Source organism: Pseudomonas sp. F2, assembly GCF_057174385.1.
On the sequence record NZ_CM169904.1, the window covers coordinates 4,557,480 to 4,577,980 of the forward strand.

Sequence of the window (20,501 nt, forward strand, 5' to 3'; positions counted from 1 at the left end):
AATGACCGCGCTTAGTTGGCAGCTGCCTTGTTGGCCGCTCGCTCTTTGGCGACCAGTTGATCAGCCAGCTTCAAGGCTTCTTCCGCACCACCGGCAGAGCCGATGTCGAAGCGGTATTTGCCGTTGACGATCATGGTTGGCACGCCAGTGATTTCATATTTCTTGGCCAGCTCACGCGCCTTGACGATCTGCCCTTTGATCGCGAACGAGTCAAAGGTGGCGAGGAACTTGTCCTTGTCCACGCCTTGTGTGGCGAGGAAGTCAGCCATGTCGTTCTTGTCGGTCAGCTTCTTGTGTTCTTTCTGGATCGCATTGAATACCGCAGCGTGAACCTTGTGCTCGACGCCCATTGCTTCCAGGGTCAGGAACATTTGACCGTGAGCATCCCACGGGCCACCGAACATGGCAGGAATGCGTACGAAGTTGACATCGGACGGCAGTTTTTCAACCCAGGGATTGATCACCGGCTCGAACGCGTAGCAATGCGGGCAGCCGTACCAGAACAGCTCCACGACTTCGATCTTGCCAGGCTCTGCCACCGGCACCGGGTTGGCCAGTTCGACATAAGGGGCAGCGGGTGCTTCGGCGGCCTGGGCGGTCACGCCGAAAAGGCTGGCAGCGACGAGAGCGGCGCTGATGATCAGATTACGCATGCTTTACTCCTGGACAATTTTGGTCGCCTCGCGCGACCTGTTTTCAGACAGATCCTGGCGGGCATGAGTTCTGTAGTGTAACGGTAGCGGCCACAAAAAAGGGCGGCCAAAGCCACCCTTTTTATACTTGCTGCGACGGATTAATCGAGCGTTAACGTTGCAGGAGATGTCCATCACCGGTAACGCTCGATGCAGGGCGGTTAGTGCAGGCCCTGAATGTAGCTGGCGACCGCAGCAATGTCTTCGTCGCTGAGTTTGCGTGCGATGGTGCGCATCGGCATGGAATCGCCGTCGTTGGCGCGACCGCCTTCTTCCTTGCGGAAGTCGGTCAGCTGTTTGGCGACGTATTGAGCGTGTTGGCCTCCCAGGTGCGGGAAGCCGGCGGCGGCATTGCCGGCACCCTTCGGCGAGTGGCAGCCGGTGCAGGCTGGCAGGCCTTTGTCCAGGTTGCCGCCACGGAACAGGGCTTCACCACGGGCGACGATTTTTGGATCGGCGGCGCCGACGCTGCCCTTCTGACTGGCAAAGTAAGCGGCGATATCGGCCAGGTCCTGATCGCTCAGGTTGGTCAGCAGACCGGTCATTTCCAGAACCTGGCGTTTGCCCGACTTGATGTCGTGCAACTGCTTGTCGAGGTAGCGTTCACCTTGACCGGCCAGTTTCGGGAAGTTGGGTGCCATGCTGTTCCCGTCCGGGCCATGGCAGGCTCCGCACACGGCAGCTTTTGCCTGGCCGGCTGCTGCATCACCTGCAGCATGGGCGATGCCGGATATTCCCACGGTCAACAGCAGACTCACGATCAATTTGTTCATCAGCTAATCCAACTACGGCTAAGGGTTAAGAGTTATGGACCGGGTTTACTCTCGCTCATCCAAAGGATGATGGCCTGGTAATCCTCGGCACTGCAGTCCATGCACAAACCACGCGGCGGCATCGCCTTGAAACCCTGGGTCACGTGTTGCACCAGCGTCTCCATACCTTTCGCCAACCTCGGCGTCCAAGCTGCCTGATCGCCTCTTTCGGGCGCCATGGGTAGTTGGCCGGAATGACAGGCACCACAAACACGGTTGTACACGGCTTCCGGTTCCTGTGTAGCCTGTGCGCCGTAAAGCGGTATCAGGACTCCGGCAGCCAGCAGCCATTTCGTCATAAAACGACCTTTTCAGGGTTGAGAGCGTTCTGCGTTCTGATGCGCAATCAAGGTCTTTGGCTCTCGTGAACTTCATCCTTCGCTGGGACAAAGCACACACAAAATCTGCGGCATTATATACTGGCGTCACTGAAACGGAAGCGACACCGCGTTCCGCGCCCAATCCCGGCGCCGCCCACATCGGAAATCCCATGCAACTCAAGAATCCCATCCTCGGCCTGTGCCAACAGTCCACGTTCATGCTCAGTGCCGCCAAAGTCGATCAATGCCCTGACGACGAAGGCTTCGAAGTGGCGTTCGCCGGTCGTTCCAACGCCGGTAAATCCAGCGCGCTGAACACCCTGACTCACGCCAGCCTGGCGCGCACCTCGAAAACCCCAGGTCGCACACAGCTGTTGAACTTCTTCAAGCTAGACGATGAACGGCGTCTGGTCGACCTGCCGGGCTACGGTTATGCAAAAGTACCGATCCCGCTCAAGCAACACTGGCAGCGTCACCTCGAGGCGTACCTCGGTGGCCGCGAGAGTTTGAAGGGTTTGATTCTGATGATGGACATCCGTCATCCAATGACCGACTTCGACCTGTTGATGCTCGACTGGGCCGTCGCCGCCGGCATGCCGATGCACATTCTGCTGACCAAGGCCGACAAGCTGACCTACGGCGCCGCCAAGAACACGCTGCTCAAGGTGCAGTCGGAAATCCGCAAGGGCTGGGGGGATCTGGTGACGATCCAGCTGTTCTCCGCGCCCAAACGCATGGGCCTGGAAGAGGCCTACACTGTGTTGGCAGGCTGGATGGAACTGGCAGACAAGGGCGCTGAAGTACCAGCTGAATAATCGGATTGTGGAAAATTGGTTGTAGTGCGGTCAGGCAAGGCAAAAGCGTTACTAAAAAGCGGAGTTTAGGGGACCTAAATGAGCATTTTTAGTAACGCTTTTAACGCAGCATGACCGCGCTACAGCCGATTTTGGGGCAAAAAAAGCCCCGGACTTCATATGGGGAGGGAGAAGTTCCGGGGTTTAAGTTCCGAACCGCTAGGGCGGGGTTCAGATATCTGCCAACACTTAACACAACATAGGAGCATCGAAGGGCTTCACCAGCCATTCAGTATCTCTGAGTAGTGAGTTGTCAGATTAGTTCAGATTTTTTTCAAAAAGCTTTGGAATAACCCCAAGCGCGATTCGAAATAAGGCCATTTCGGGCGTTTGCCGCGACAGTGTGTCGCGGCAAACGCCCGGTCCAGACGCCTTAGTGCGCCTCATCCCAGTTGTTGCCGACGCCGACTTCCACCAGCAACGGTACGTCCAGTTTCGCCGCTTCGCTCATATGCAGGCGGATCTCCTGACTCACCTGCTCAACCAGATCCTCGCGAACCTCCAGCACCAGTTCGTCGTGTACCTGCAGGATGACCTTGGCGTCCAGCCCGGACGCTGTCAGCCAGTTATCCACCGCCACCATGGCTTTCTTGATGATGTCGGCGGCGGTGCCTTGCATCGGCGCATTGATCGCCGTGCGTTCGGCGGCGGCGCGTTCCTGCGGCTTGTTCGAGTTGATTTCCGGCAGGTACAGGCGTCGACCGAAGAAGGTCTCGACGTAACCCTGATCCGCCGCCTGCTTACGGGTGCGCTCCATGTATTCGCGCACACCGGGGTAGCGGGCAAAGTAGGTGTCGATGTAGGCCTTGGCGGTCTTGGTGTCGACGCCGATGTCCTTGCCGAGCTTCTGCGCGCCCATGCCATAGATCAGGCCGAAGTTGATCGCCTTGGCACCTCGGCGCTGGTCGGAGGTCACTTCGTTGAGCTCGACCTTGAACACTTCGGCAGCGGTGGCGGTGTGCACGTCCAGATTGTTGCGGAAGGCGTTCATCAGGCCTTCGTCCTTGGACAAGTGGGCCATGATCCGCAGTTCGATTTGCGAATAGTCCGCCGCCAGCAACTTGTAGCCTTTCGGCGCGACGAACGCCTGGCGAATGCGGCGGCCTTCCGCGGTGCGCACCGGAATGTTCTGCAGGTTCGGATCGCTGGAAGACAAGCGCCCGGTGGACGCTACAGCCTGATGGTACGACGTGTGGATACGTCCGGTGCGCGGGTTGATCTGCTCCGGCAGGCGGTCGGTATAGGTGCTTTTCAGCTTGCTCATGGAGCGATGCTCCATCAGCACTTTCGGCAGTCGATGATCGTCTTCGGCGAGTTTCGCCAGCACTTCCTCGGCGGTCGATGGTTGGCCCTTGGCGGTTTTCTTCAAAACCGGCAGGCCGAGTTTTTCGTAGAGGATCACGCCCAACTGCTTCGGCGAGCCGAGGTTGAACTCTTCCCCGGCGATCTCGAACGCTTCGCGCTCCAGTGCGACCATCTTGTTGCCCAGCTCGATGCTCTGGATGCCGAGCAGTTCGGCGTCGACGAACGCGCCCTGACGCTCGATCCGCGCCAGCACCGGTACCAGCGGGATTTCGATGTCGGTCAGCACGCTGGCCAGGCTCGGGATCGCGCTGAGTTTTTCAAACAGGGTCTGGTGCAGACGCAGGGTGATGTCGGCGTCTTCGGCGGCATACGGGCCGGCCTGCTCCAGAGCGATCTGGTCAAAGGTCAGCTGTTTGGCGCCTTTGCCGGCGATGTCCTGAAAACTCACAGTGGTGTGATCCAGGTACTTCTGCGCAAGGCTGTCCATGTCGTGGCGAGTGGCGGTGGAGTTGAGTACGTAGGACTCAAGCATGGTGTCGAAGGCAATCCCGCGCACATTGATGCCTTGGCTCTGATCGCCGCCAATGGCGCAGTTGGCCAGAATGTTCATGTCGAACTTGGCGTGCTGGCCGACCTTGAGTTTGTTCGGGTCTTCCAGGATCGGCTTCAGCGCGCGCAGCACAGTGTCGCGATCCAGTTGCTCGGGTACGCCGATGTAGGAATGGGTCAGCGGGATGTACGCCGCTTCGTTGGCCTGCACCGCGAACGACAGGCCGACCAGTTGCGCCTGTTGCGCGTCGATGCCTGTGGTTTCGGTGTCGAAGGCGAAAAGCTTGGCGTTGTTCAGTTTCTCCAGCCAGACGTCGAATCGCGCCTGATCGAGGATGGTTTCATACGCGGCTTCAGCGGGGGCGACGGGCGCTTCGACTGTCGTCGCGCTGAACAGATCGCCCGCCGGCGCAGGCTCGGCGGTCGCGCTCAGCTCCTGGCGCTTGGCGTCGCGATCGAGGTCATTCAGCCAGCTCTTGAATTCCAGCAGGGTGTACAGCTCGTAGAGCTTGGCCGGGTCTTCCGGGCCCATTTGCAGATCATCGAGGCCAATATCCAGCGGTACGTCGACCTTGATCGTTGCCAGCTGATAGGAGAGGAAGGCCATCTCCTTGTGCTCTTCAAGCTTGGCCGGCAGGGTCTTGGCCCCGCGAATCGGCAAGGTCGGCACGATGTCGAGGTTTGCATAAAGCTCGGTGAGGCCGCCGTTAACGCCGACCAGCAGGCCGGACGCGGTCTTCGGGCCGATGCCGGGAACGCCCGGGATGTTGTCGGAAGAATCGCCCATCAGCGCCAGATAATCGATGATCTGCTCCGGAGCGACGCCGAATTTCTCCTTTACGCCCTCAACGTCCATCGAGCTACCGGACATGGTGTTGACCAAGGTAATGTGGCCGTCGACCAATTGCGCCATGTCCTTGTCGCCGGTGGAAATGATCACCGGGCGAGCGGCTGCCGCGCTGCTGCGGGCCAGGGTGCCGATCACGTCGTCTGCCTCGACACCCTCCACGCACAACAGCGGGAAGCCGAGAGCAATCACGCTCTGGTGCAGCGGCTCGATCTGCACGCGCATGTCGTCGGGCATGCTGGGGCGGTTGGCTTTGTACTCGGCGTACATCTCATCGCGAAACGTCCCGCCCTTGGCATCGAAAACCACGGCGAACGGGCTGTCCGGATACTGCTTGCGCAGACTCTTGAGCATGTTCAGCACACCTTTGACCGCACCGGTCGGCAGGCCTTTGGAGGTGGTCAGCGGTGGCAGTGCATGGAAAGCGCGGTACAGGTAAGACGAACCGTCCACCAGGACGAGGGGGGCTTGGCTCATGAGCAGAATCAACCTTTTCGGCGGGCCCGGCGCTAGAATAGCGGGACCGTTGACGACAAAGGGACAAGGTTATCATGCGTACGTTAAATCGCTTGCTGCTGGTCGGTTTGATTGCTGTCTCACCATTGGCCGCGATGGCGGCGGATGATGCGCCGTCGAAGGAGCCGGAAGTTACCATTAACACGCACACCGAGGGCGACAAGGTCATTCAGGAATACAGCCGCAGTGGCTTCGTTTATGCGATCAAGGTCACGCCGAAGGGCGGCAAACCGTATTTCCTGGTGCGCGCCGATGGTTCGGACGTGAACTACATCCGTTCCGACCAGCCGGATATGCTGATTCCGTCGTGGGAAATCTTTACCTGGAAGTAAGATTCCTGACTTTTTAATCGGCGCCGCTTGATCGCGGCGCCCGAACTGAGCAGTTTTTAACCATGTCTGTGTTCACCCCCCTGGCTCGGCCAGAGCTGGAAACCTTTCTTGCCCCTTACGGGCTTGGCCGTCTGCTTGATTTCCAGGGGATCGCCGCCGGCAGCGAAAACACCAACTTCTTTATCAGTCTGGAGCAGGGCGAATTCGTCCTGACCCTGGTCGAACGTGGCCCGGTGCAGGAAATGCCGTTCTTCATCGACCTGCTCGACGTGTTGCACGAGGCTGATCTGCCGGTGCCTTACGCGCTGCGCACCACTGACGGCGTGGCGTTGCGTGAGCTCAAGGGCAAGCCGGCGCTGCTGCAACCACGGCTGTCCGGCAAACACATCAAGGTCGCCAACGCCCAGCATTGCGCGCAGGTCGGCGAGTTGCAGGCGCATCTGCACCTGGCGACCCAGGGCGAGCGCATGATCAAGCGCAAGACCGATCGTGGCCTGGACTGGATGCTGGACGAGGGCAACGAGTTTCTCTCGCACTTGAGCGACGAGCCGCGTGCGCTGCTGCACAAGGCGCTGGATGAAATCACCGTGCAGAAAGACAAAATTCTCGCGCTGCCACGGGCCAACATTCACGCCGACCTGTTCCGCGATAACGCGATGTTCGAAGGCACGCACCTGACCGGGTTGATCGACTTTTACAACGCCTGCTCGGGGCCGATGCTCTACGACGTGGCGATCGCGTTGAATGACTGGTGTTCGGACGAGGAAGGCTTGATTGACGGGCCGCGCGCCCGCGCATTCCTCGGCGCCTATGCGGCGCTGCGTCCGTTCACTGCCGCTGAAGCTGAACTCTGGCCGACCATGCTGCGCGTGGCCTGTGTGCGGTTCTGGCTGTCGCGGTTGATCGCCGCCGAGCAGTTTGCCGGGCAGGACGTGCTGATTCACGATCCGCGGGAATTTGAGTTGCGGTTGGCGCAGCGGCAGCAGGTGCATACGCCGCTACCCTTCGCTCTTTAAGATCAAAAGATCGCAGCCTTCGGCAGCTCCTACAGGGGATCACCATGTAGGAGCTGCCGAAGGCTGCGATCTTTTTCTTTGGGGTTACAACGATTCCAGGCAGCCGGCCAAATCGTTGCCCAGCCTCTCCAGCACCTGCTCATACCCTTGAGCCGTCGCCGGTGTATAACCGCCCAGCGCATCCAGTTCCGCCAGCTTCACCGGCAGGCCCGCCACCAGGGTTTCTGCCAGGCGTGGACGCAGTGGCGGTTCGCTGAACACACAGGTCTTGCCCACTTCCTGCAGACGCTTGCGCATCGCGGCGACATGTTGCGCGCCCGGTTGCACTTCGGCGGCCACGCTGAACACGCCAGTGTGTTTCAGGCCGTAAGCATCTTCGAAATAGTCGAAGGCTTCGTGGAACACGAAATACGGCTTGCCTTCAACGCTGGCCAGACGCTGCTTCAGCCGCGCGTCCAACGCATCGAGACGCTCATCGAAGGCCTTGGCGTTGCGCTGATAGCGTTCGGCGTTGGCCGGATCGGCAGCGCAGAGGTCGGCAGCCATTTTCCCGGCAATGACTCGGGCGTTGACCGGCGATAGCCACAAATGCGCGTCCAGCGTACCCGGACGATGATCGTGATCATGCTCGTCGGCGTCTTCGGCGTGGGAGTGGCTGTCTTCGGCGAAGCGGCGCAGTTTCATGCCCGGCAGATCCTGCACGGCCACGCTTGGCAGCGTTCGACCGCTGAGCACACGCGGCAGGAAACCTTCCATATCCGGGCCGATCCAGTACAAAAGGTCCACCGATTGCACCTTGCGCACGTCGGACGGGCGTAGTGCGTAATTATGCGGCGAAGCACCCGGCGGCAGCAGCACTTCCGGGATGGCCACACCGTCCTGGACCGCTGCAGCGATCAACTGCAACGGTTTGATGCTGGTGAGAACCTTGACCTCGGCCTGAGCCGAACCGATCAGCAGAAAACTGGCGACAAAAGCCACAAAAACAGAAAAAAGTCGGGACACGATGACCACTCAAGGAGGCGAGAACGGGTAACATAATAACGTCTCTATCAAAACTCGTCGCCGCCCATGCCTATTACACCGATTGCCAGCCGTCCCCACGACCACTCTCATTGCGTGCACAGCGCACTGACCGAGGCCGATACCTTGTGCGCCCAGAAAGGCCTGCGCCTGACTGCGCTGCGCCGGCGTGTGCTGGAACTGGTATGGCAGAGCCACAAGCCGCTGGGCGCCTACGACATTCTTGCGGTACTGAGCGAACAGGACGGCCGTCGCGCCGCGCCGCCAACCGTTTACCGCGCGCTGGATTTCCTGCTGGAAAACGGCCTGGTGCACCGCATCTCTTCACTCAACGCCTTCGTTGGCTGTGTGCATCCGGAGCATGCGCATCAGGGCCAGTTCCTGATCTGCCGCGAGTGCCACGCCGCGATCGAGCTGGAACAGAAAGCCATCAGCGACGCGATTATCCACAGCGCCAAAGACGTCGGATTCATTGTCGAAGCGCAGACCGTTGAAGTGGTCGGCCTGTGCGCCGGTTGCCAGGGGGCTTGATGAGCAACCCGTTGATCCGTCTTCAGCACGTTGCTGTCACGTTTGCCGGGCAGACCGTGCTCGACAACATCGAGCTGAGCGTCGAGCCGGGGCAGATCGTCACCCTGATCGGCCCCAACGGCGCCGGCAAGACCACCCTCGTGCGCGCCGTACTCGGGCTGCTGAAGCCGGACAGCGGCAGCGTCTGGCGCAAGCCGAAACTGCGCGTTGGCTATATGCCGCAAAAGCTGCATGTTGACCCGACCTTGCCGCTGTCAGTGTTGCGCTTCCTGCGCCTGGTGCCCGGTGTAGACCGCCCGCGTGCATTGGCGGCGCTGAAAGAAGTCGGTGCCGAACACGTCATCGACAGCCCGGTGCAAAGTGTTTCCGGTGGCGAGATGCAACGTGTGTTGCTGGCCCGGGCGCTGCTGCGTGAGCCGGAGTTGCTGGTGCTGGACGAGCCAGTGCAAGGCGTCGATGTCGCCGGGCAAGCCGAGCTGTACAGCCTGATCACCCGCCTGCGTGACCGTCACGGCTGCGGCGTGCTGATGGTGTCCCACGATTTGCACCTTGTCATGAGCACCACCGATCAGGTGGTGTGCCTGAATCGCCACGTCTGCTGCTCGGGGCATCCTGAGCAAGTCAGCGGCGATCCGGCGTTCGTCGAGCTGTTCGGCAAGAATGCGCCGAGTCTGGCGATCTATCACCACCATCACGACCACGCCCATGACCTGCACGGTTCGGTGGTCAAGGCGCCCGGTGCGGGCCACACCCACGTTCACGGAGACCACTGCAAGCATGGCTGATTTTCTGTTGTATGCCCTGCTTGCAGGTCTGGCACTGGCGGTGGTCGCCGGGCCGCTTGGTTCGTTTGTGGTCTGGCGGCGCATGGCCTATTTCGGCGACACCCTGTCCCACGCCGCGCTGCTCGGCGTGGCTTTGGGCTTTCTGCTGGATGTCAGTCCGACGGTCGCGGTGACGGTCGGCTGCCTGCTGCTGGCGGTGTTGCTGGTGACCTTGCAGCAGCGTCAACCACTGGCCTCCGACACGCTGTTGGGGATTCTTGCACCGAGCACGCTCTCTCTCGGCCTGGTGGTACTAAGCTTCATGCATGAAGTGCGGATCGACCTGATGGCCTATCTGTTCGGCGACCTGCTGGCGATCAGTCCGACCGACCTGGCGTGGATCCTCGGCGGCAGCGCGGCAGTGCTGGTGTTGTTGGTGACGCTGTGGCGACCGCTGCTGGCGATCACCGTGCATGAAGAATTGGCCAAGGTCGAAGGTCTGCCGGTAGCGGGCCTGCGCATGGCGCTGATGCTGTTGATTGCGGTGGTGATCGCGGTGGCGATGAAAATCGTTGGTGTGTTGCTGATTACTTCGCTGCTGATCATCCCGGCTGCTGCGGCACAGCGTCACGCCCGCTCGCCGGAGCAGATGGCGCTGGGCGCGAGCCTGCTGGGCATGCTCGCGGTGTGTGGCGGGCTGGCGCTGTCATGGTTCAAGGACACCCCGGCGGGACCGTCGATCGTTGTGACAGCGGCCGCACTGTTTCTGCTGAGTTTTGTTCTGCCCCGTCGAGGGGTGTAGACTTGCTCGCTTTTTGCGCAATTAGAGAGTCGCAGGAATGAAGCCGTTCGCCTCCCGTTATCTGCTCCTTGTCGCATTTTCCGTGCTGCTGGGCGCCTGCCAAAGCACGCCGCCGGTGGCCGAAGCCCCCGACGCGCGGGCCACGGCCATCGCACAGCTGGAGCAAAGCCTGGCCAGCAGCGAACTGGCCACCGCCGAAGACCAATTGGCCGCCTTGCAGGCACAGAACCCCAACGATCAGTCCCTTGAGCAGTACCAGCGCCAGTTGGCCGAGGCCTACCTGCGCCGCAGCCAGATCGTATTGCAGAAAGGTGATGTGAATGCGGCAGCCACCGCGCTGAGCCGCGCCCGTGCTCTGATGCCCAAAGCCCCGGCACTGACCGGTGGCGTCAATGGCGCCATCACCGAAGCCCGCAAAGCCGAGCTGGAAAAAGCCGAAGCGGCGCTGCTGGCGGCCGAAGCCAAACCGAAAGCCAAGGTCATTGATCCGACTGCCGAAAGCACCACGGTGGCGTTGAACATCACCGATAGCCGCAAACTTCGCCGGCAACTGGATGCGATCGCCGCCGATGTGGTGAATTATGAGTGCGCTGTCAGCATTCAGGCGCCGCGGACCCAGGATTACCCTTGGCTGGCGACGTTACTGAAAAAACGTGTGAAGAAATTGAATCCGGATTTCGAGCTGAAGATTGAAAAGCAGATCCTGCGCACCGTGCCGGCGCAGATGGTCTTGATTCCAGCCAAACCCTAAAAGATCGCAGCCTCCGGTAGCTCCTACAGGTGCAAGTAAACCCTGTAGGAGCTGCCGAAGGCTGCGATCTTTTGCTTTAGGCTGGAATGGCCTTGGCCTTAGACTCCCGCGCCCAGACCCGATGCTGCCCGATCGCCGCAAAGAACGGCTTGGTCAATCCCGGCACATCCTTGCCCTGCAGCAACCCTGCATCCGCCTCCAGCTTCAGCAGATCCTGCAATTGCTTGGCATCGCCGTGCAGCGCAATCGCCTTCAGGTGCTTGTACGCTTCCAGCAGGTAATGCAACGCCACACCGTCGCCACTCAACGCCTTGATCGACGCCGCGCCACCGGGCACGAACACCGCATCGAAGATCACTGAAGGCATGCCTTCCATCGATGCGTCCACCGCCAGGGCTTTGCCGTCGGCAGTCTTCACCGGTGCCGAAGTCGGGCCGAGCAGCTTGGCGTGTGCGCCTTCAGCCGCCAAAGCCTTTTTCATCGCATCAATCGCCGCACCATCGACGCCGTTAGCGGCAAGAATCGCTACTTTCCGAGTTTTGATGTCCTCTGGCAGCAGATTGGCCTGGCTCAGCGCCGGGGAATGATCGAACGAAGTCTTGCGCACCTCGACCGTGCCTTTGCTCGGCGCCGGTAACCCGAGGTTGGCCGCCACGCGCTTGGCCAATTCCAGGTCAATGTTGGCGAGAATTTCGTTCACCTGCCGTGCACGGATGAACTCGCGTTCGACCTTGCCCAGCTCGAAGCTGTAGGCGGCAATGATGTGCTCCTTCTCGTGCTCACTCATGCTGTTGAAGAACAGCCGCGCCTGCGAGAAGTGATCGCTGAACGACTCGCTGCGCTGACGGATCTTGTTCGCGTCGATGCGTTCCGGGTAGCTCTCGAAGCCGCCGTCCTGCGCGGCTGGCGGGGTTTCTTTCGGCCAGCCGCCATCAATCGAGTTCGGCTCATAGGAAGCGCGACCCTTGTCGATCACCGTGCGGTGCTGCGCGTCGCGCTGGCCGTTGTGGAACGGCGCCACCGGGCGGTTGATCGGCAGCTCATGAAAGTTCGGCCCACCCAGTCGGCTGATTTGCGTATCGGTGTAGGAAAACAGCCGACCTTGCAGCAATGGATCGTTGGAGAAGTCGATTCCCGGCACGATGTGGCCCGGGCAAAACGCGACCTGCTCGGTCTCGGCGAAGAAGTTGTCCGGGTTGCGGTTCAGGGTCATCTTGCCCAGCGGGGTGATCGGCACGATTTCTTCGGGGATCAGCTTGGTCGGGTCGAGGATGTCGAAATCGAAGTCGTGTTCGTTTTCCTCCTCGATGATCTGCACGCCCAGCTCCCACTCCGGATAGTCGCCCATCTCGATGGCTTCCCACAGATCGCGACGGTGATAGTCGGTGTCTTTACCGGCGAGCTTCTGCGCCTCGTCCCACACCAGCGAACAGGTGCCGGCGGTCGGGCGCCAGTGGAATTTGACGAAGCGTGATTTGCCCTCGGCGTTGACCAGGCGGAAGGTGTGCACGCCAAAGCCCTGCATGCTGCGCAGGCTTTTCGGGATTGCCCGGTCAGACATGGCCCAGATCACCATGTGCGCCGATTCCGGCACCAGCGAAACGAAGTCCCAGAAGGTGTCGTGGGCCGAACCGCCGGTGGGGATCTCATTGTGCGGCTCGGGCTTCACCGCGTGGACGAAGTCGGGAAACTTGATCGCGTCCTGAATGAAGAACACCGGCATGTTGTTGCCGACCAGGTCGAAGTTGCCCTCGTCGGTGAAGAACTTCACCGCGAAACCGCGCACGTCACGCACAGTATCGCCGGAGCCGCGTGGTCCCTGCACCGTGGAAAAGCGCACGAACACCGGCGTCTTTTTCCCTGGGTCCTGCAGGAAACCGGCCTTGGTCAGCGTCGAATGGTTCTCGTAGGCCTGAAAGAAACCATGCGCGCCGGTGCCGCGGGCATGGACGATGCGCTCCGGAATGCGTTCATGGTCAAAGTGCGTGATTTTCTCACGCATGATGAAGTCTTCCAGCAACGACGGCCCCCGCGGGCCGGCCTTGAGGGTGTTCTGGTTATCGGCGACCTTCACCCCCTGATTGGTGCGCAGGGCCTGGCCGGTAGCGTCGGAGCGAAACTTCTCCAGGCTGTCGAGTTTGGCGTTGGTGTTGGCGCGATCCTTGGTATCGGTTCCGGCCAGCTGGCTTTTGTCGGTGGTAGGTTTCTTGCTGCTCATCAGACGTAAACTCCTCGGTTGACCCCGTTTCAACGGGGACTCTTGAGCGTTTCCGGGCACGGTTACCCAGGGTTTCAAGTCGCTTAACTAGTGACCAATGAGCAGGAACGGGCGTTCCTTTTTTATGACCTTTGATCTTGTTATTGCCAAATCGAAGGTTAATTGCGAAATAAATGCTAAGAACCTCTATACGGACAGGCTAAAATGCGCGCCCGGCTAACCGCTGATCCTTTTCTAACGCGCCCCACAAGGTTCGCTACGTGATCGAGTTTCAAAACGTCCACAAAACTTACCGCGTCGCCGGTAAGGACATCCCCGCCCTGCACCCGACCAGTCTTTCGATTGAAAACGGTCAGGTCTTCGGCCTGATCGGCCATTCCGGTGCGGGAAAAAGTACCCTGCTGCGTCTGATCAATCGCCTGGAAGACTCCAGCGGCGGCAAGATCATCGTCGACGGCGAAGAAGTCACCGCGCTGGACGCCAACGGCCTGCGCCGTTTCCGCCAGCAAGTCGGGATGATCTTCCAGCACTTCAACCTGCTTGCCTCCAAGACCGTGGCCGACAACGTCGCGCTGCCGCTGACCCTGGCCGGCGAACTGTCGAGCAGCGAGATCAATCAGCGCGTCGCCGAATTGCTGGCGCGGGTCGGTCTGTCCGATCACGCCAGGAAATACCCGGCGCAGCTGTCCGGCGGCCAGAAACAGCGCGTCGGCATCGCCCGCGCCCTGGCGACCAAGCCGAAGATTCTGCTGTGCGACGAGGCCACCAGCGCCCTCGACCCGCAGACCACCGCCTCGGTCCTGCAACTGCTGGCCGAGATCAACCGTGAGCTGAAACTGACCATCGTCCTGATCACCCACGAGATGGACGTGATCCGTCGCGTCTGCGATCAGGTCGCGGTGATGGACGCCGGGGTGATCGTCGAGCAAGGTTCGGTGGCCGATGTGTTCCTGCATCCGCAGCACCCGACCACCAAGCGTTTCGTGCAGGAAAGCGAGCAGATCGACGAAAGCGAACAGCGCGATGACTTCGCTCATGTGCCGGGTCGCATCGTGCGTCTGACCTTCCAGGGCGAAGCGACCTACGCGCCGTTGCTCGGTACCGTTGCCCGGGAAACCGGGGTCGACTACAGCATCCTTGCCGGTCGCATCGACCGCATCAAAGACATTCCGTACGGGCAGTTGACCCTCGCCGTCACCGGTGGCGACATGGAGGCGGCCTTTGCCCGCTTCACCGCCGCTGACGTTCATATGGAGGTGCTGCGTTAATGGAAATGCTCAAGGCTTTCTTCGAAAACATCGATTGGCTGGAAATCTGGCTGGCCACGGGCGACACCCTGCTGATGCTCGGTGGTTCGCTGCTGTTCACCGTATTGCTCGGCCTGCCGCTGGGCGTGCTGCTGTTCCTCTGCAGCCCGCGTCAGTTGCTGGAAAACCGTGGCTTCTACGCCTTCATGTCGTTGGCGGTGAACATCCTGCGTTCGCTGCCGTTCATCATTCTGCTGATCGTGATGATTCCGTTCACCGTGCTGATCACCGGCACTTCGCTGGGCGTGGCCGGTGCGATTCCGCCGCTGGTGGTGGGTGCGACGCCGTTCTTCGCGCGTCTGGTGGAAACCGCGCTGCGTGAAGTCGATCGCGGCATCATCGAAGCCACTCAATCGATGGGTGCGACCACCCGGCAGATCATCATGAACGCCTTGCTGCCTGAGGCCCGTCCAGGCATCTTCGCCGCGATTACGGTGACTGCGATTACTCTGGTGTCCTACACGGCGATGGCCGGTGTGGTCGGCGCCGGTGGTCTGGGTGACCTGGCGATCCGTTTCGGCTACCAGCGTTTCCAGACTGACGTGATGATCGTCACCGTGGTGTTGCTGCTGATTCTGGTACAAGTGCTGCAAATGGTGGGCGACCGTCTGGTTGTGCATTTCTCGCGCAAATAACCGGTTTTTGTAATCAAGAGATGAGCCGGCCATTCGCTGGCAGGCGCCACACGGGCGCTTTGAAAAGGAGTTAGCTGAATGAAAAAACTGATCGCTGCTTTCGCTGCCGTAGCCGCTTTTTCGGCCCACGCTGAAACCCTGACCGTTGCCGCCACCCCGGTGCCGCACGCGGAAATCCTCGAGTTCGTGAAGCCGGCCCTGGCCAAGGAAGGCGTGGATCTGAAGGTCAAGGTCTTCACCGACTACATTCAGCCGAACGTACAGGTGGCCGAAAAGCGCCTGGACGCCAACTTCTTCCAGCACCAGCCGTACCTCGATGAGTTCAACAAGGCCAAGGGCACCAGCCTGGTGGCGGTGACCGGCGTGCACCTGGAGCCGCTGGGCGCGTACTCGAACAAGATCAAGGATCTGAAGGACCTGCCAAGCGGCGCCAACGTGGTGATTCCGAACGACGCCACCAACGGCGGCCGTGCGCTGTTGCTGCTGGCCAAGGCTGGCCTGATCACCCTGAAAGATCCGACCAACATTCTGTCGACCCCGAAAGACATCGCGCAGAACTCGAAAGACCTGAAAATCCGTGAACTGGAAGCCGCGACCATCCCGCGCGTGCTGACCCAGGTCGATCTGGCGCTGATCAACACCAACTACGCGCTGGAAGCCAAGCTCGATCCGTCCAAGGACGCGCTGGTGATCGAAGGCAACGACTCGCCGTACGTGAACATCCTGGTGTCCCGTGCGGACAACAAGGACAGCGACGCGATGCAGAAACTGGCCGCTGCGCTGCACAGCCCGGAAGTGAAGAAATTCATCACCGAGAAGTACAAAGGCGCGGTATTGCCGGCGTTCTGATAAAGGACCGGACAGGCGCAATAAAAAGGCGATCCCTCGGGATCGCCTTTTTTATGGGGCAAATTCCCCTGTAGGAGCTGTCGAGTGGAACGAGGCTGCGATCTTTTGATCTTGCTGTTGAAGATCAGAGCAAAAGATCGCAGCCTTCGGCAGCTCCTACAGAGAAATGTTTACCCCTGCAGGTACTGCATTATTTGCGGTTGAGCATTACTGGCAGCTGCGCCACCAGTTTGGCGTTGTTCAGCGGCGCCCGGATGAACCCGCGTTGCGTGCCGTCCGGGCCGATCACCGCGAGATTGCCGCTGTGATCCACCGTGTAATTCGGCTTGCTGGTGTCGGCCGGAATGAACGGAATACTCACCGCATTCGCGACTTTCTGCAGCTCTTCGATCGACTTCGGCGTCAGTCCCACGAACTGCGGATCGAAGTAGCCCAGGTACTGCTTCAGCTGCTGCGGGTTGTCGCGGTTCGGGTCTACGCTGACCAGCACGATCTGCAATTTATCCACAGCATCCTTGGGCAATTCGCTCTTGATCTGGCGCAGCTGCGCGAGGGTGGTCGGGCAGATGTCGGGGCAGAAGGTGTAGCCGAAGAACAGCAGGCTCCATTTGCCTTTCAACTCGTCGATGGCGACCGGTTGGCCGTCCTGATTGGTCATGGTCACGCCCGGCAGGGTGCGGCTCTGCGGCAGCAGGATGATGCCGGCGTCGATCAGTGCGGTGGGGTCGCCCTGGCCCTTGCCGCTCAGCACTTTGTTGACGGTCAGTCCCAGGATCAGCGCGATCACGGCGACGAGGATGAAGACGGTTTTCTGGGTTCGAGTCATAGGTTCAACAGTAAGTAGTGGTCTACGAGCAGGGCGATGAACAACAGGAACAAGTAATAAATAGAGTACTTGAAGGTGTTGATCGCCGCGTGCGGCCGAGTGCCACGGTACAGCACCACGGCCCATTGCAGAAACCTTGCGCCGAGGGCGAGGGCGCAGATCAGGTAGAGCACGCCGCTCATGTGAATCACGTACGGCAGCAGACTCACCGCGAGCAGGGCGAAGGTGTACAGCAGAATATGCACCTTGGTGTAGTGCTCGCCGTGGGTCACCGGCAGCATCGGAATGTCGGCCTTGGCGTATTCCTCCTTGCGATGGATTGCCAGCGCCCAGAAGTGCGGCGGCGTCCAGGCGAAGATGATCAGCACCAGCAGCAACGGTTCGGCGCTGACATGGCCGGTAGCGGCAGTCCAGCCGAGCAGCGGTGGGGCGGCGCCGGCGAGGCCGCCGATGACGATGTTCTGAGGCGTCGCGCGTTTGAGAAAACCGGTGTAGATCACCGCGTAACCCAGCAGCGAAGCCAGTGTCAGCCATGCCGTCAGCGGATTGGTGAACGTCAGCAGCATCGCCTGCCCGAGCAGCGCCAGCACCAGCGCAAAGGTCAGCGCCGCCGCCGGTGAAACCCGGCCCTCGGCCAACGGTCGTTTGTGCGTGCGCGCCATCACCGCGTCGATGCGCCGGTCCACCACATGGTTGACCGCCGCCGCGCCGCCGGCACACAGCGCGATCCCCAGGTTGCCGAACACCAGCACCGTCCATGGCACCCCGGCGCGGGTCGCGAGGAACATGCCGACCAGCGAGGTGATCAGCATCAGCACCACCACTTTTGGCTTGGTCAGCTCCAGATAGTCACGCCACAGCGCTTGCGCGGGACGTTCGCCGATCAGAAGCGCCATGGCGTTTCTCCTTTTATCGTGATGGGCGCAGCCGAATGTTTACGCGGGCTCAGACGCCAGCGCGCCATCATCGGCTGTTTGACCCGAACCAGACTGGTGCGCGCGTGGTAATTGACCAGCACCATGGTCAGCAGCAGCGCGGCGCCACCGGCGTTGTGCGCCACGGCCACCGGCAGTGGCAGATGGAACAGCACGTTGCTGATGCCAAGGGTGATCTGTGCGCCGAGGGCGATCAGCACCAGCCCGGCGAGCCGGGTCATGCCGACGGCTCTCAGTTGCCAGGCCAGACCGAGCAGCACCAATGTCACCAGCAGTGCACCGATACGGTGAGTCAGGTGAATCGCCGTGCGCGCATCGCTGTCGAGTTGCCCGCCGAGGTAGTTCGGGCCGATGTGCTGGGTCAAGTGAAAGCCGTTGGCAAAGTCCGCCGGCGGCAGCCATTGGCCGTGGCAGGTCGGGAAATCGATGCAGGCCACTGCCGCGTAGTTGGAGCTGACCCAGCCGCCGAGGGCAATCTGGCCGATCACCAGCAACAGCCCCGCCGTCGCCCAATACTGCAAGCGCTTGGGCACGGTCAGCGCCGGCAGTACGCCGGACAGCCTCAACGTCAGCAGGAACAGCAGACTCAAGGTCGCAAAACCGCCGAGCAAGTGCCCGGTGACCACTTGCGGCCAGAGCTTGAGCGTCACCGTCCACATGCCGAATGCCGCTTGCGCGAACACCACCGCCAGCAGAAACAGCGGCAGCTTCAGCGGCTGTCCCGGATGGCTGCGATTGACCCAGGCGCGCCCGGCCAATACCGAAATCAGCAGGCCGAGGGTGCCGGCGAAGTAGCGGTGGATCATCTCGTTCCAGCCCTTGTGCGCCACCACTGGCGAGTCGGGGTAATGCAGTTCGGCATGGGCCAGTTGGGCTTCGCTTTTCGGCACGCTGATAAAGCCGTAGCAGCCCGGCCAGTCCGGACAGCCCAGGCCGGCGTGGGTCAGGCGGGTGTAGGCGCCGAGCAGCACGACGATCAGTGCCAGCAGGGTGGCAAACAGCGCGAGGCGAAATCCAGGTTTGGCCATGACGATGCCCTTATCCGATGTTCGACAGTTTCAGCAGGTGGCGCAGGTCGTTGAGCAGATCCTTGCCCTTCACGCTCGGGTCGTAGCGCAGTACGAGGTTGCCGTGCGGGTCGATGATCCACAGCTGCGGCACGGCCTTGTCGCCAGTGGCTTTGCTCAACGCTGCGGTGTCCAGCGGGTAGCGTTGCAGTTGCGGGTATTCGCGGCTCAGTTTTGCTTCGTAGTCGCTGCTCAACGGTTGGGCAGTGGCGAGGGCATGGCTGGCGCGTCCGGCATCGCGACCGAGACCGATCTGAATCTGCCGGGCGAGGTACACCAGTTGCTGACAGTCCACTGCGCAATCTTTCGGCGCGGTCACCAGCATCTGCCAGCGCTGCTCATCGGCCTGCACGCCGAGGTCGGCGCGGGTCTGGCCGTTGCCGATCAGTTCGCCGTGATAGCTGCGACCTTCCGGCACCCAGAACTGCAATTTGTACATGCCGGTGGCAAGGATCATCGGGCCCACTACGCCGAGCACAATCAGCAACAGCTGGATCCGTCCACGGCGGCGGGTGGTCGGGGTTTTCGCCTCAGACATGCTGGGTGGATTCATGGCCGTTCCCATGGTGGTTCTCCTTTGCGTTGTGCAAGCCCAAATAGACATAGAGACCGAGCAGGGCGGTGGCCATGGCGAACCACTGCACGGCGTAACCGAGGTGTTTTTCCGGACCCATGGCCACGACCGGCCAGTCGGCCTCATAACTGGCGGGACCGGGTTCGGCGCGCAGTTCATAGGCGAAGCCCTCGCGATCAAGGGTTTGCCACAGTTTGGCCGGCTCCACGGCGGTGACGGTTTGCGGCCAGGTGCTGCTGGCCGGGTCGGCGTGCAACTGGAAGGTCGCGCCGGGGGCGACGTACACCCAGGCGTCCAGACTCACGGCATCGACGGGGGTGGAGAATTGCGGCGTTACCCGACGGTCCGGCCACGACAGCCAGCCGCGATTGACCAGCAGCCACAGGCCGCTGGCCCGATCCTGAAACGGTTGCAGCAACTCGATGCCAACCTTGCCGTTACGCTGACGGTTGTCCAGCAACAGGCTGTGAGCGCTATCGAACTGACCATATAGATGAACGCGGCGAAAGGCCGGGTCGGCGCTGTGCAGCAATTCGCTGCTGGCCATCGGCTCGGCTGCGCGCCGCTCGGCATAACTGGCGAGCAGGGCGGTTTTCTCCGCGCCCCGTCCTAGTTGCCAGAAGCCCAGCGACACCAGCAACGGCAGCAACAGCGCCACCACCACGGTCGGTATCACGCCCGGGCGGAAGCGCTTCATGGCCGCGCCATAAAGGCAGTCGTCGCGATCGCTATACTCAACTGCATCGCCTGTCCCCCGGAGTTCTTCCCATGCTCAAAGCAGCCATTGTCGTGCTGCTGATTGCCACGGTGATCAGCCTGTTCAGCGGCCTGTTTTTCCTGGTCAAGGACGACAGCAGCTCCAATCGTCTGGTGATCGCCTTGAGTGTTCGGGTGGCCCTGGCCGCTGCCACCGTCGGCTTGATTGCCTGGGGCTTCTACAGCGGCCAACTGGTGTCGCACGCGCCTTGGTGATCAG

22 protein-coding genes are annotated in these 20,501 nt (G+C 61.0%); 11 read left to right on the top strand and 11 right to left on the bottom strand.

Annotated features, from left to right (window positions below):
• Positions 1-11: 11 nt before the first annotated feature.
• From AC193Q_RS20570 to AC193Q_RS20580, 3 genes are all read right to left on the bottom strand, one after another.
• On the bottom strand, positions 12-653 hold the full coding sequence (locus AC193Q_RS20570; RefSeq protein ID WP_007962741.1) for a thiol:disulfide interchange protein DsbA/DsbL: 642 nt from the start codon (positions 651-653) through the stop codon (positions 12-14).
• 200 nt (positions 654-853) lie between these two features.
• On the bottom strand, positions 854-1,465 hold the full coding sequence (locus AC193Q_RS20575) for a c-type cytochrome (RefSeq protein WP_047297456.1): 612 nt from the start codon (positions 1,463-1,465) through the stop codon (positions 854-856).
• Positions 1,466-1,497: 32 nt separating this feature from the next.
• Positions 1,498-1,803, bottom strand: a complete 306-nt coding sequence (locus tag AC193Q_RS20580) for a c-type cytochrome (protein WP_047297457.1) — start codon at positions 1,801-1,803, stop codon at positions 1,498-1,500.
• A gap of 191 nt (positions 1,804-1,994) precedes the next feature.
• Between AC193Q_RS20580 and yihA the strand changes: the two genes are divergently transcribed.
• Positions 1,995-2,639 carry a ribosome biogenesis GTP-binding protein YihA/YsxC gene (gene yihA, locus AC193Q_RS20585; protein WP_047297458.1) on the top strand — a complete coding sequence of 215 codons (645 nt, stop codon included), beginning with the start codon at positions 1,995-1,997 and terminating at the stop codon, positions 2,637-2,639.
• 412 nt (positions 2,640-3,051) lie between these two features.
• On the opposite strand, the gene polA is transcribed toward yihA, so the two are convergent.
• Positions 3,052-5,856, bottom strand: coding sequence for a DNA polymerase I (gene polA / locus AC193Q_RS20590; protein ID WP_121182922.1), 2,805 nt, complete (start codon positions 5,854-5,856; stop codon positions 3,052-3,054).
• Between the two features lie 74 nt (positions 5,857-5,930).
• On the opposite strand from polA, the gene AC193Q_RS20595 reads away from it, so the two are divergent.
• Both AC193Q_RS20595 and AC193Q_RS20600 read left to right on the top strand, forming a co-directional pair.
• A complete protein-coding gene (locus AC193Q_RS20595) occupies positions 5,931-6,227 on the top strand; it encodes a DUF2782 domain-containing protein (protein WP_041073689.1) in 297 nt (98 codons plus the stop codon).
• 62 nt (positions 6,228-6,289) lie between these two features.
• On the top strand, positions 6,290-7,243 hold the full coding sequence (locus AC193Q_RS20600) for a homoserine kinase (protein ID WP_121182924.1): 954 nt from the start codon (positions 6,290-6,292) through the stop codon (positions 7,241-7,243).
• Positions 7,244-7,327: 84 nt separating this feature from the next.
• Here the strand turns inward: AC193Q_RS20600 and AC193Q_RS20605 are convergent, their stop codons facing one another.
• Positions 7,328-8,248, bottom strand: a complete 921-nt coding sequence (locus AC193Q_RS20605; protein WP_121187684.1) for a zinc ABC transporter substrate-binding protein ZnuA — start codon at positions 8,246-8,248, stop codon at positions 7,328-7,330.
• A 66-nt stretch (positions 8,249-8,314) separates the two neighbouring features.
• Here AC193Q_RS20605 and AC193Q_RS20610 point away from each other — a divergent pair, with 66 nt between their 5' ends.
• Genes AC193Q_RS20610 through AC193Q_RS20625 form a run of 4 tightly spaced genes read left to right on the top strand, consistent with a single transcriptional unit; the run spans position 8,315 to position 11,114 of the window.
• Entirely contained in the window at positions 8,315-8,797 is a 483-nt protein-coding gene (locus tag AC193Q_RS20610; RefSeq protein ID WP_041073695.1) for a Fur family transcriptional regulator, read from the top strand.
• The gene (gene znuC, locus AC193Q_RS20615; protein WP_041073697.1) at positions 8,797-9,582 is read left to right on the top strand and encodes a zinc ABC transporter ATP-binding protein ZnuC; all 786 of its coding nucleotides are present in this window, start codon (positions 8,797-8,799) and stop codon (positions 9,580-9,582) included. The genes AC193Q_RS20610 and znuC overlap by 1 nt, the downstream gene beginning before the upstream one ends.
• Positions 9,575-10,363 carry a zinc ABC transporter permease subunit ZnuB gene (gene znuB, locus AC193Q_RS20620; protein WP_041073699.1) on the top strand — a complete coding sequence of 263 codons (789 nt, stop codon included), beginning with the start codon at positions 9,575-9,577 and terminating at the stop codon, positions 10,361-10,363. The genes znuC and znuB overlap by 8 nt, the downstream gene beginning before the upstream one ends.
• 37 nt (positions 10,364-10,400) lie before the next feature.
• Positions 10,401-11,114, top strand: a complete 714-nt coding sequence (locus tag AC193Q_RS20625) for a PA5502 family lipoprotein (RefSeq protein WP_121182925.1) — start codon at positions 10,401-10,403, stop codon at positions 11,112-11,114.
• Between the two features lie 76 nt (positions 11,115-11,190).
• Here the strand turns inward: AC193Q_RS20625 and katE are convergent, their stop codons facing one another.
• A complete protein-coding gene (gene katE / locus AC193Q_RS20630) occupies positions 11,191-13,332 on the bottom strand; it encodes a catalase HPII (RefSeq protein WP_047297463.1) in 2,142 nt (713 codons plus the stop codon).
• A gap of 260 nt (positions 13,333-13,592) precedes the next feature.
• Between katE and AC193Q_RS20635 the strand changes: the two genes are divergently transcribed.
• The 3 genes from AC193Q_RS20635 to AC193Q_RS20645 all read left to right on the top strand — a co-directional run bounded on the left by AC193Q_RS20635 (position 13,593) and on the right by AC193Q_RS20645 (position 16,123).
• On the top strand, positions 13,593-14,600 hold the full coding sequence (locus tag AC193Q_RS20635) for a methionine ABC transporter ATP-binding protein (RefSeq protein ID WP_095667904.1): 1,008 nt from the start codon (positions 13,593-13,595) through the stop codon (positions 14,598-14,600).
• A complete protein-coding gene (locus tag AC193Q_RS20640) occupies positions 14,600-15,274 on the top strand; it encodes a methionine ABC transporter permease (RefSeq protein WP_041073706.1) in 675 nt (224 codons plus the stop codon). Before AC193Q_RS20635 ends, AC193Q_RS20640 begins: the two co-directional genes overlap by 1 nt.
• Positions 15,275-15,352: 78 nt before the next feature.
• Positions 15,353-16,123 (top strand): MetQ/NlpA family ABC transporter substrate-binding protein, encoded by a 771-nt coding sequence (locus tag AC193Q_RS20645; RefSeq protein ID WP_121182927.1) that lies wholly within the window; start codon positions 15,353-15,355, stop codon positions 16,121-16,123.
• A 190-nt stretch (positions 16,124-16,313) separates the two neighbouring features.
• Here the strand turns inward: AC193Q_RS20645 and AC193Q_RS20650 are convergent, their stop codons facing one another.
• From AC193Q_RS20650 to AC193Q_RS20670, 5 genes are read right to left on the bottom strand one after another with little or no spacing between them, the layout of a single operon-like run.
• Positions 16,314-16,949, bottom strand: a complete 636-nt coding sequence (locus tag AC193Q_RS20650) for an SCO family protein (RefSeq protein WP_007962772.1) — start codon at positions 16,947-16,949, stop codon at positions 16,314-16,316.
• Positions 16,946-17,845, bottom strand: a complete 900-nt coding sequence (cyoE, locus tag AC193Q_RS20655) for a heme o synthase (protein WP_047297465.1) — start codon at positions 17,843-17,845, stop codon at positions 16,946-16,948. Before cyoE ends, AC193Q_RS20650 begins: the two co-directional genes overlap by 4 nt.
• Entirely contained in the window at positions 17,833-18,912 is a 1,080-nt protein-coding gene (locus tag AC193Q_RS20660) for a COX15/CtaA family protein (protein ID WP_047297466.1), read from the bottom strand. The genes cyoE and AC193Q_RS20660 overlap by 13 nt, the downstream gene beginning before the upstream one ends.
• A 10-nt stretch (positions 18,913-18,922) precedes the next feature.
• A complete protein-coding gene (locus AC193Q_RS20665) occupies positions 18,923-19,516 on the bottom strand; it encodes a hypothetical protein (RefSeq protein WP_095669263.1) in 594 nt (197 codons plus the stop codon).
• On the bottom strand, positions 19,482-20,222 hold the full coding sequence (locus tag AC193Q_RS20670; protein ID WP_121182929.1) for an SURF1 family protein: 741 nt from the start codon (positions 20,220-20,222) through the stop codon (positions 19,482-19,484). The genes AC193Q_RS20665 and AC193Q_RS20670 overlap by 35 nt, the downstream gene beginning before the upstream one ends.
• Positions 20,223-20,293: 71 nt before the next feature.
• Here AC193Q_RS20670 and AC193Q_RS20675 point away from each other — a divergent pair, with 71 nt between their 5' ends.
• Positions 20,294-20,497 (top strand): twin transmembrane helix small protein, encoded by a 204-nt coding sequence (locus tag AC193Q_RS20675; RefSeq protein ID WP_041073718.1) that lies wholly within the window; start codon positions 20,294-20,296, stop codon positions 20,495-20,497.
• Positions 20,498-20,501: the final 4 nt, after the last annotated feature.

Excerpts from the sequence above, each read along its gene's own strand:
- AC193Q_RS20570 (WP_007962741.1), bottom strand. The coding sequence starts at position 653 with ATGCGTAATCTGATCATCAGCGCCGCTCTCGTCGCTGCCAGCCTTTTC.
- AC193Q_RS20575 (WP_047297456.1), bottom strand. The coding sequence starts at position 1,465 with ATGAACAAATTGATCGTGAGTCTGCTGTTGACCGTGGGAATATCCGGC.
- AC193Q_RS20580 (WP_047297457.1), bottom strand. The coding sequence starts at position 1,803 with ATGACGAAATGGCTGCTGGCTGCCGGAGTCCTGATACCGCTTTACGGC.
- yihA (WP_047297458.1), top strand. The coding sequence starts at position 1,995 with ATGCAACTCAAGAATCCCATCCTCGGCCTGTGCCAACAGTCCACGTTC.
- polA (WP_121182922.1), bottom strand. The coding sequence starts at position 5,856 with ATGAGCCAAGCCCCCCTCGTCCTGGTGGACGGTTCGTCTTACCTGTAC.
- AC193Q_RS20595 (WP_041073689.1), top strand. The coding sequence starts at position 5,931 with ATGCGTACGTTAAATCGCTTGCTGCTGGTCGGTTTGATTGCTGTCTCA.
- AC193Q_RS20600 (WP_121182924.1), top strand. The coding sequence starts at position 6,290 with ATGTCTGTGTTCACCCCCCTGGCTCGGCCAGAGCTGGAAACCTTTCTT.
- AC193Q_RS20610 (WP_041073695.1), top strand. The coding sequence starts at position 8,315 with ATGCCTATTACACCGATTGCCAGCCGTCCCCACGACCACTCTCATTGC.
- znuC (WP_041073697.1), top strand. The coding sequence starts at position 8,797 with ATGAGCAACCCGTTGATCCGTCTTCAGCACGTTGCTGTCACGTTTGCC.
- znuB (WP_041073699.1), top strand. The coding sequence starts at position 9,575 with ATGGCTGATTTTCTGTTGTATGCCCTGCTTGCAGGTCTGGCACTGGCG.
- AC193Q_RS20625 (WP_121182925.1), top strand. The coding sequence starts at position 10,401 with ATGAAGCCGTTCGCCTCCCGTTATCTGCTCCTTGTCGCATTTTCCGTG.
- katE (WP_047297463.1), bottom strand. The coding sequence starts at position 13,332 with ATGAGCAGCAAGAAACCTACCACCGACAAAAGCCAGCTGGCCGGAACC.
- AC193Q_RS20640 (WP_041073706.1), top strand. The coding sequence starts at position 14,600 with ATGGAAATGCTCAAGGCTTTCTTCGAAAACATCGATTGGCTGGAAATC.
- AC193Q_RS20645 (WP_121182927.1), top strand. The coding sequence starts at position 15,353 with ATGAAAAAACTGATCGCTGCTTTCGCTGCCGTAGCCGCTTTTTCGGCC.
- AC193Q_RS20650 (WP_007962772.1), bottom strand. The coding sequence starts at position 16,949 with ATGACTCGAACCCAGAAAACCGTCTTCATCCTCGTCGCCGTGATCGCG.
- cyoE (WP_047297465.1), bottom strand. The coding sequence starts at position 17,845 with ATGGCGCTTCTGATCGGCGAACGTCCCGCGCAAGCGCTGTGGCGTGAC.
- AC193Q_RS20660 (WP_047297466.1), bottom strand. The coding sequence starts at position 18,912 with ATGGCCAAACCTGGATTTCGCCTCGCGCTGTTTGCCACCCTGCTGGCA.
- AC193Q_RS20665 (WP_095669263.1), bottom strand. The coding sequence starts at position 19,516 with ATGGGAACGGCCATGAATCCACCCAGCATGTCTGAGGCGAAAACCCCG.
- AC193Q_RS20670 (WP_121182929.1), bottom strand. The coding sequence starts at position 20,222 with ATGAAGCGCTTCCGCCCGGGCGTGATACCGACCGTGGTGGTGGCGCTG.
- AC193Q_RS20675 (WP_041073718.1), top strand. The coding sequence starts at position 20,294 with ATGCTCAAAGCAGCCATTGTCGTGCTGCTGATTGCCACGGTGATCAGC.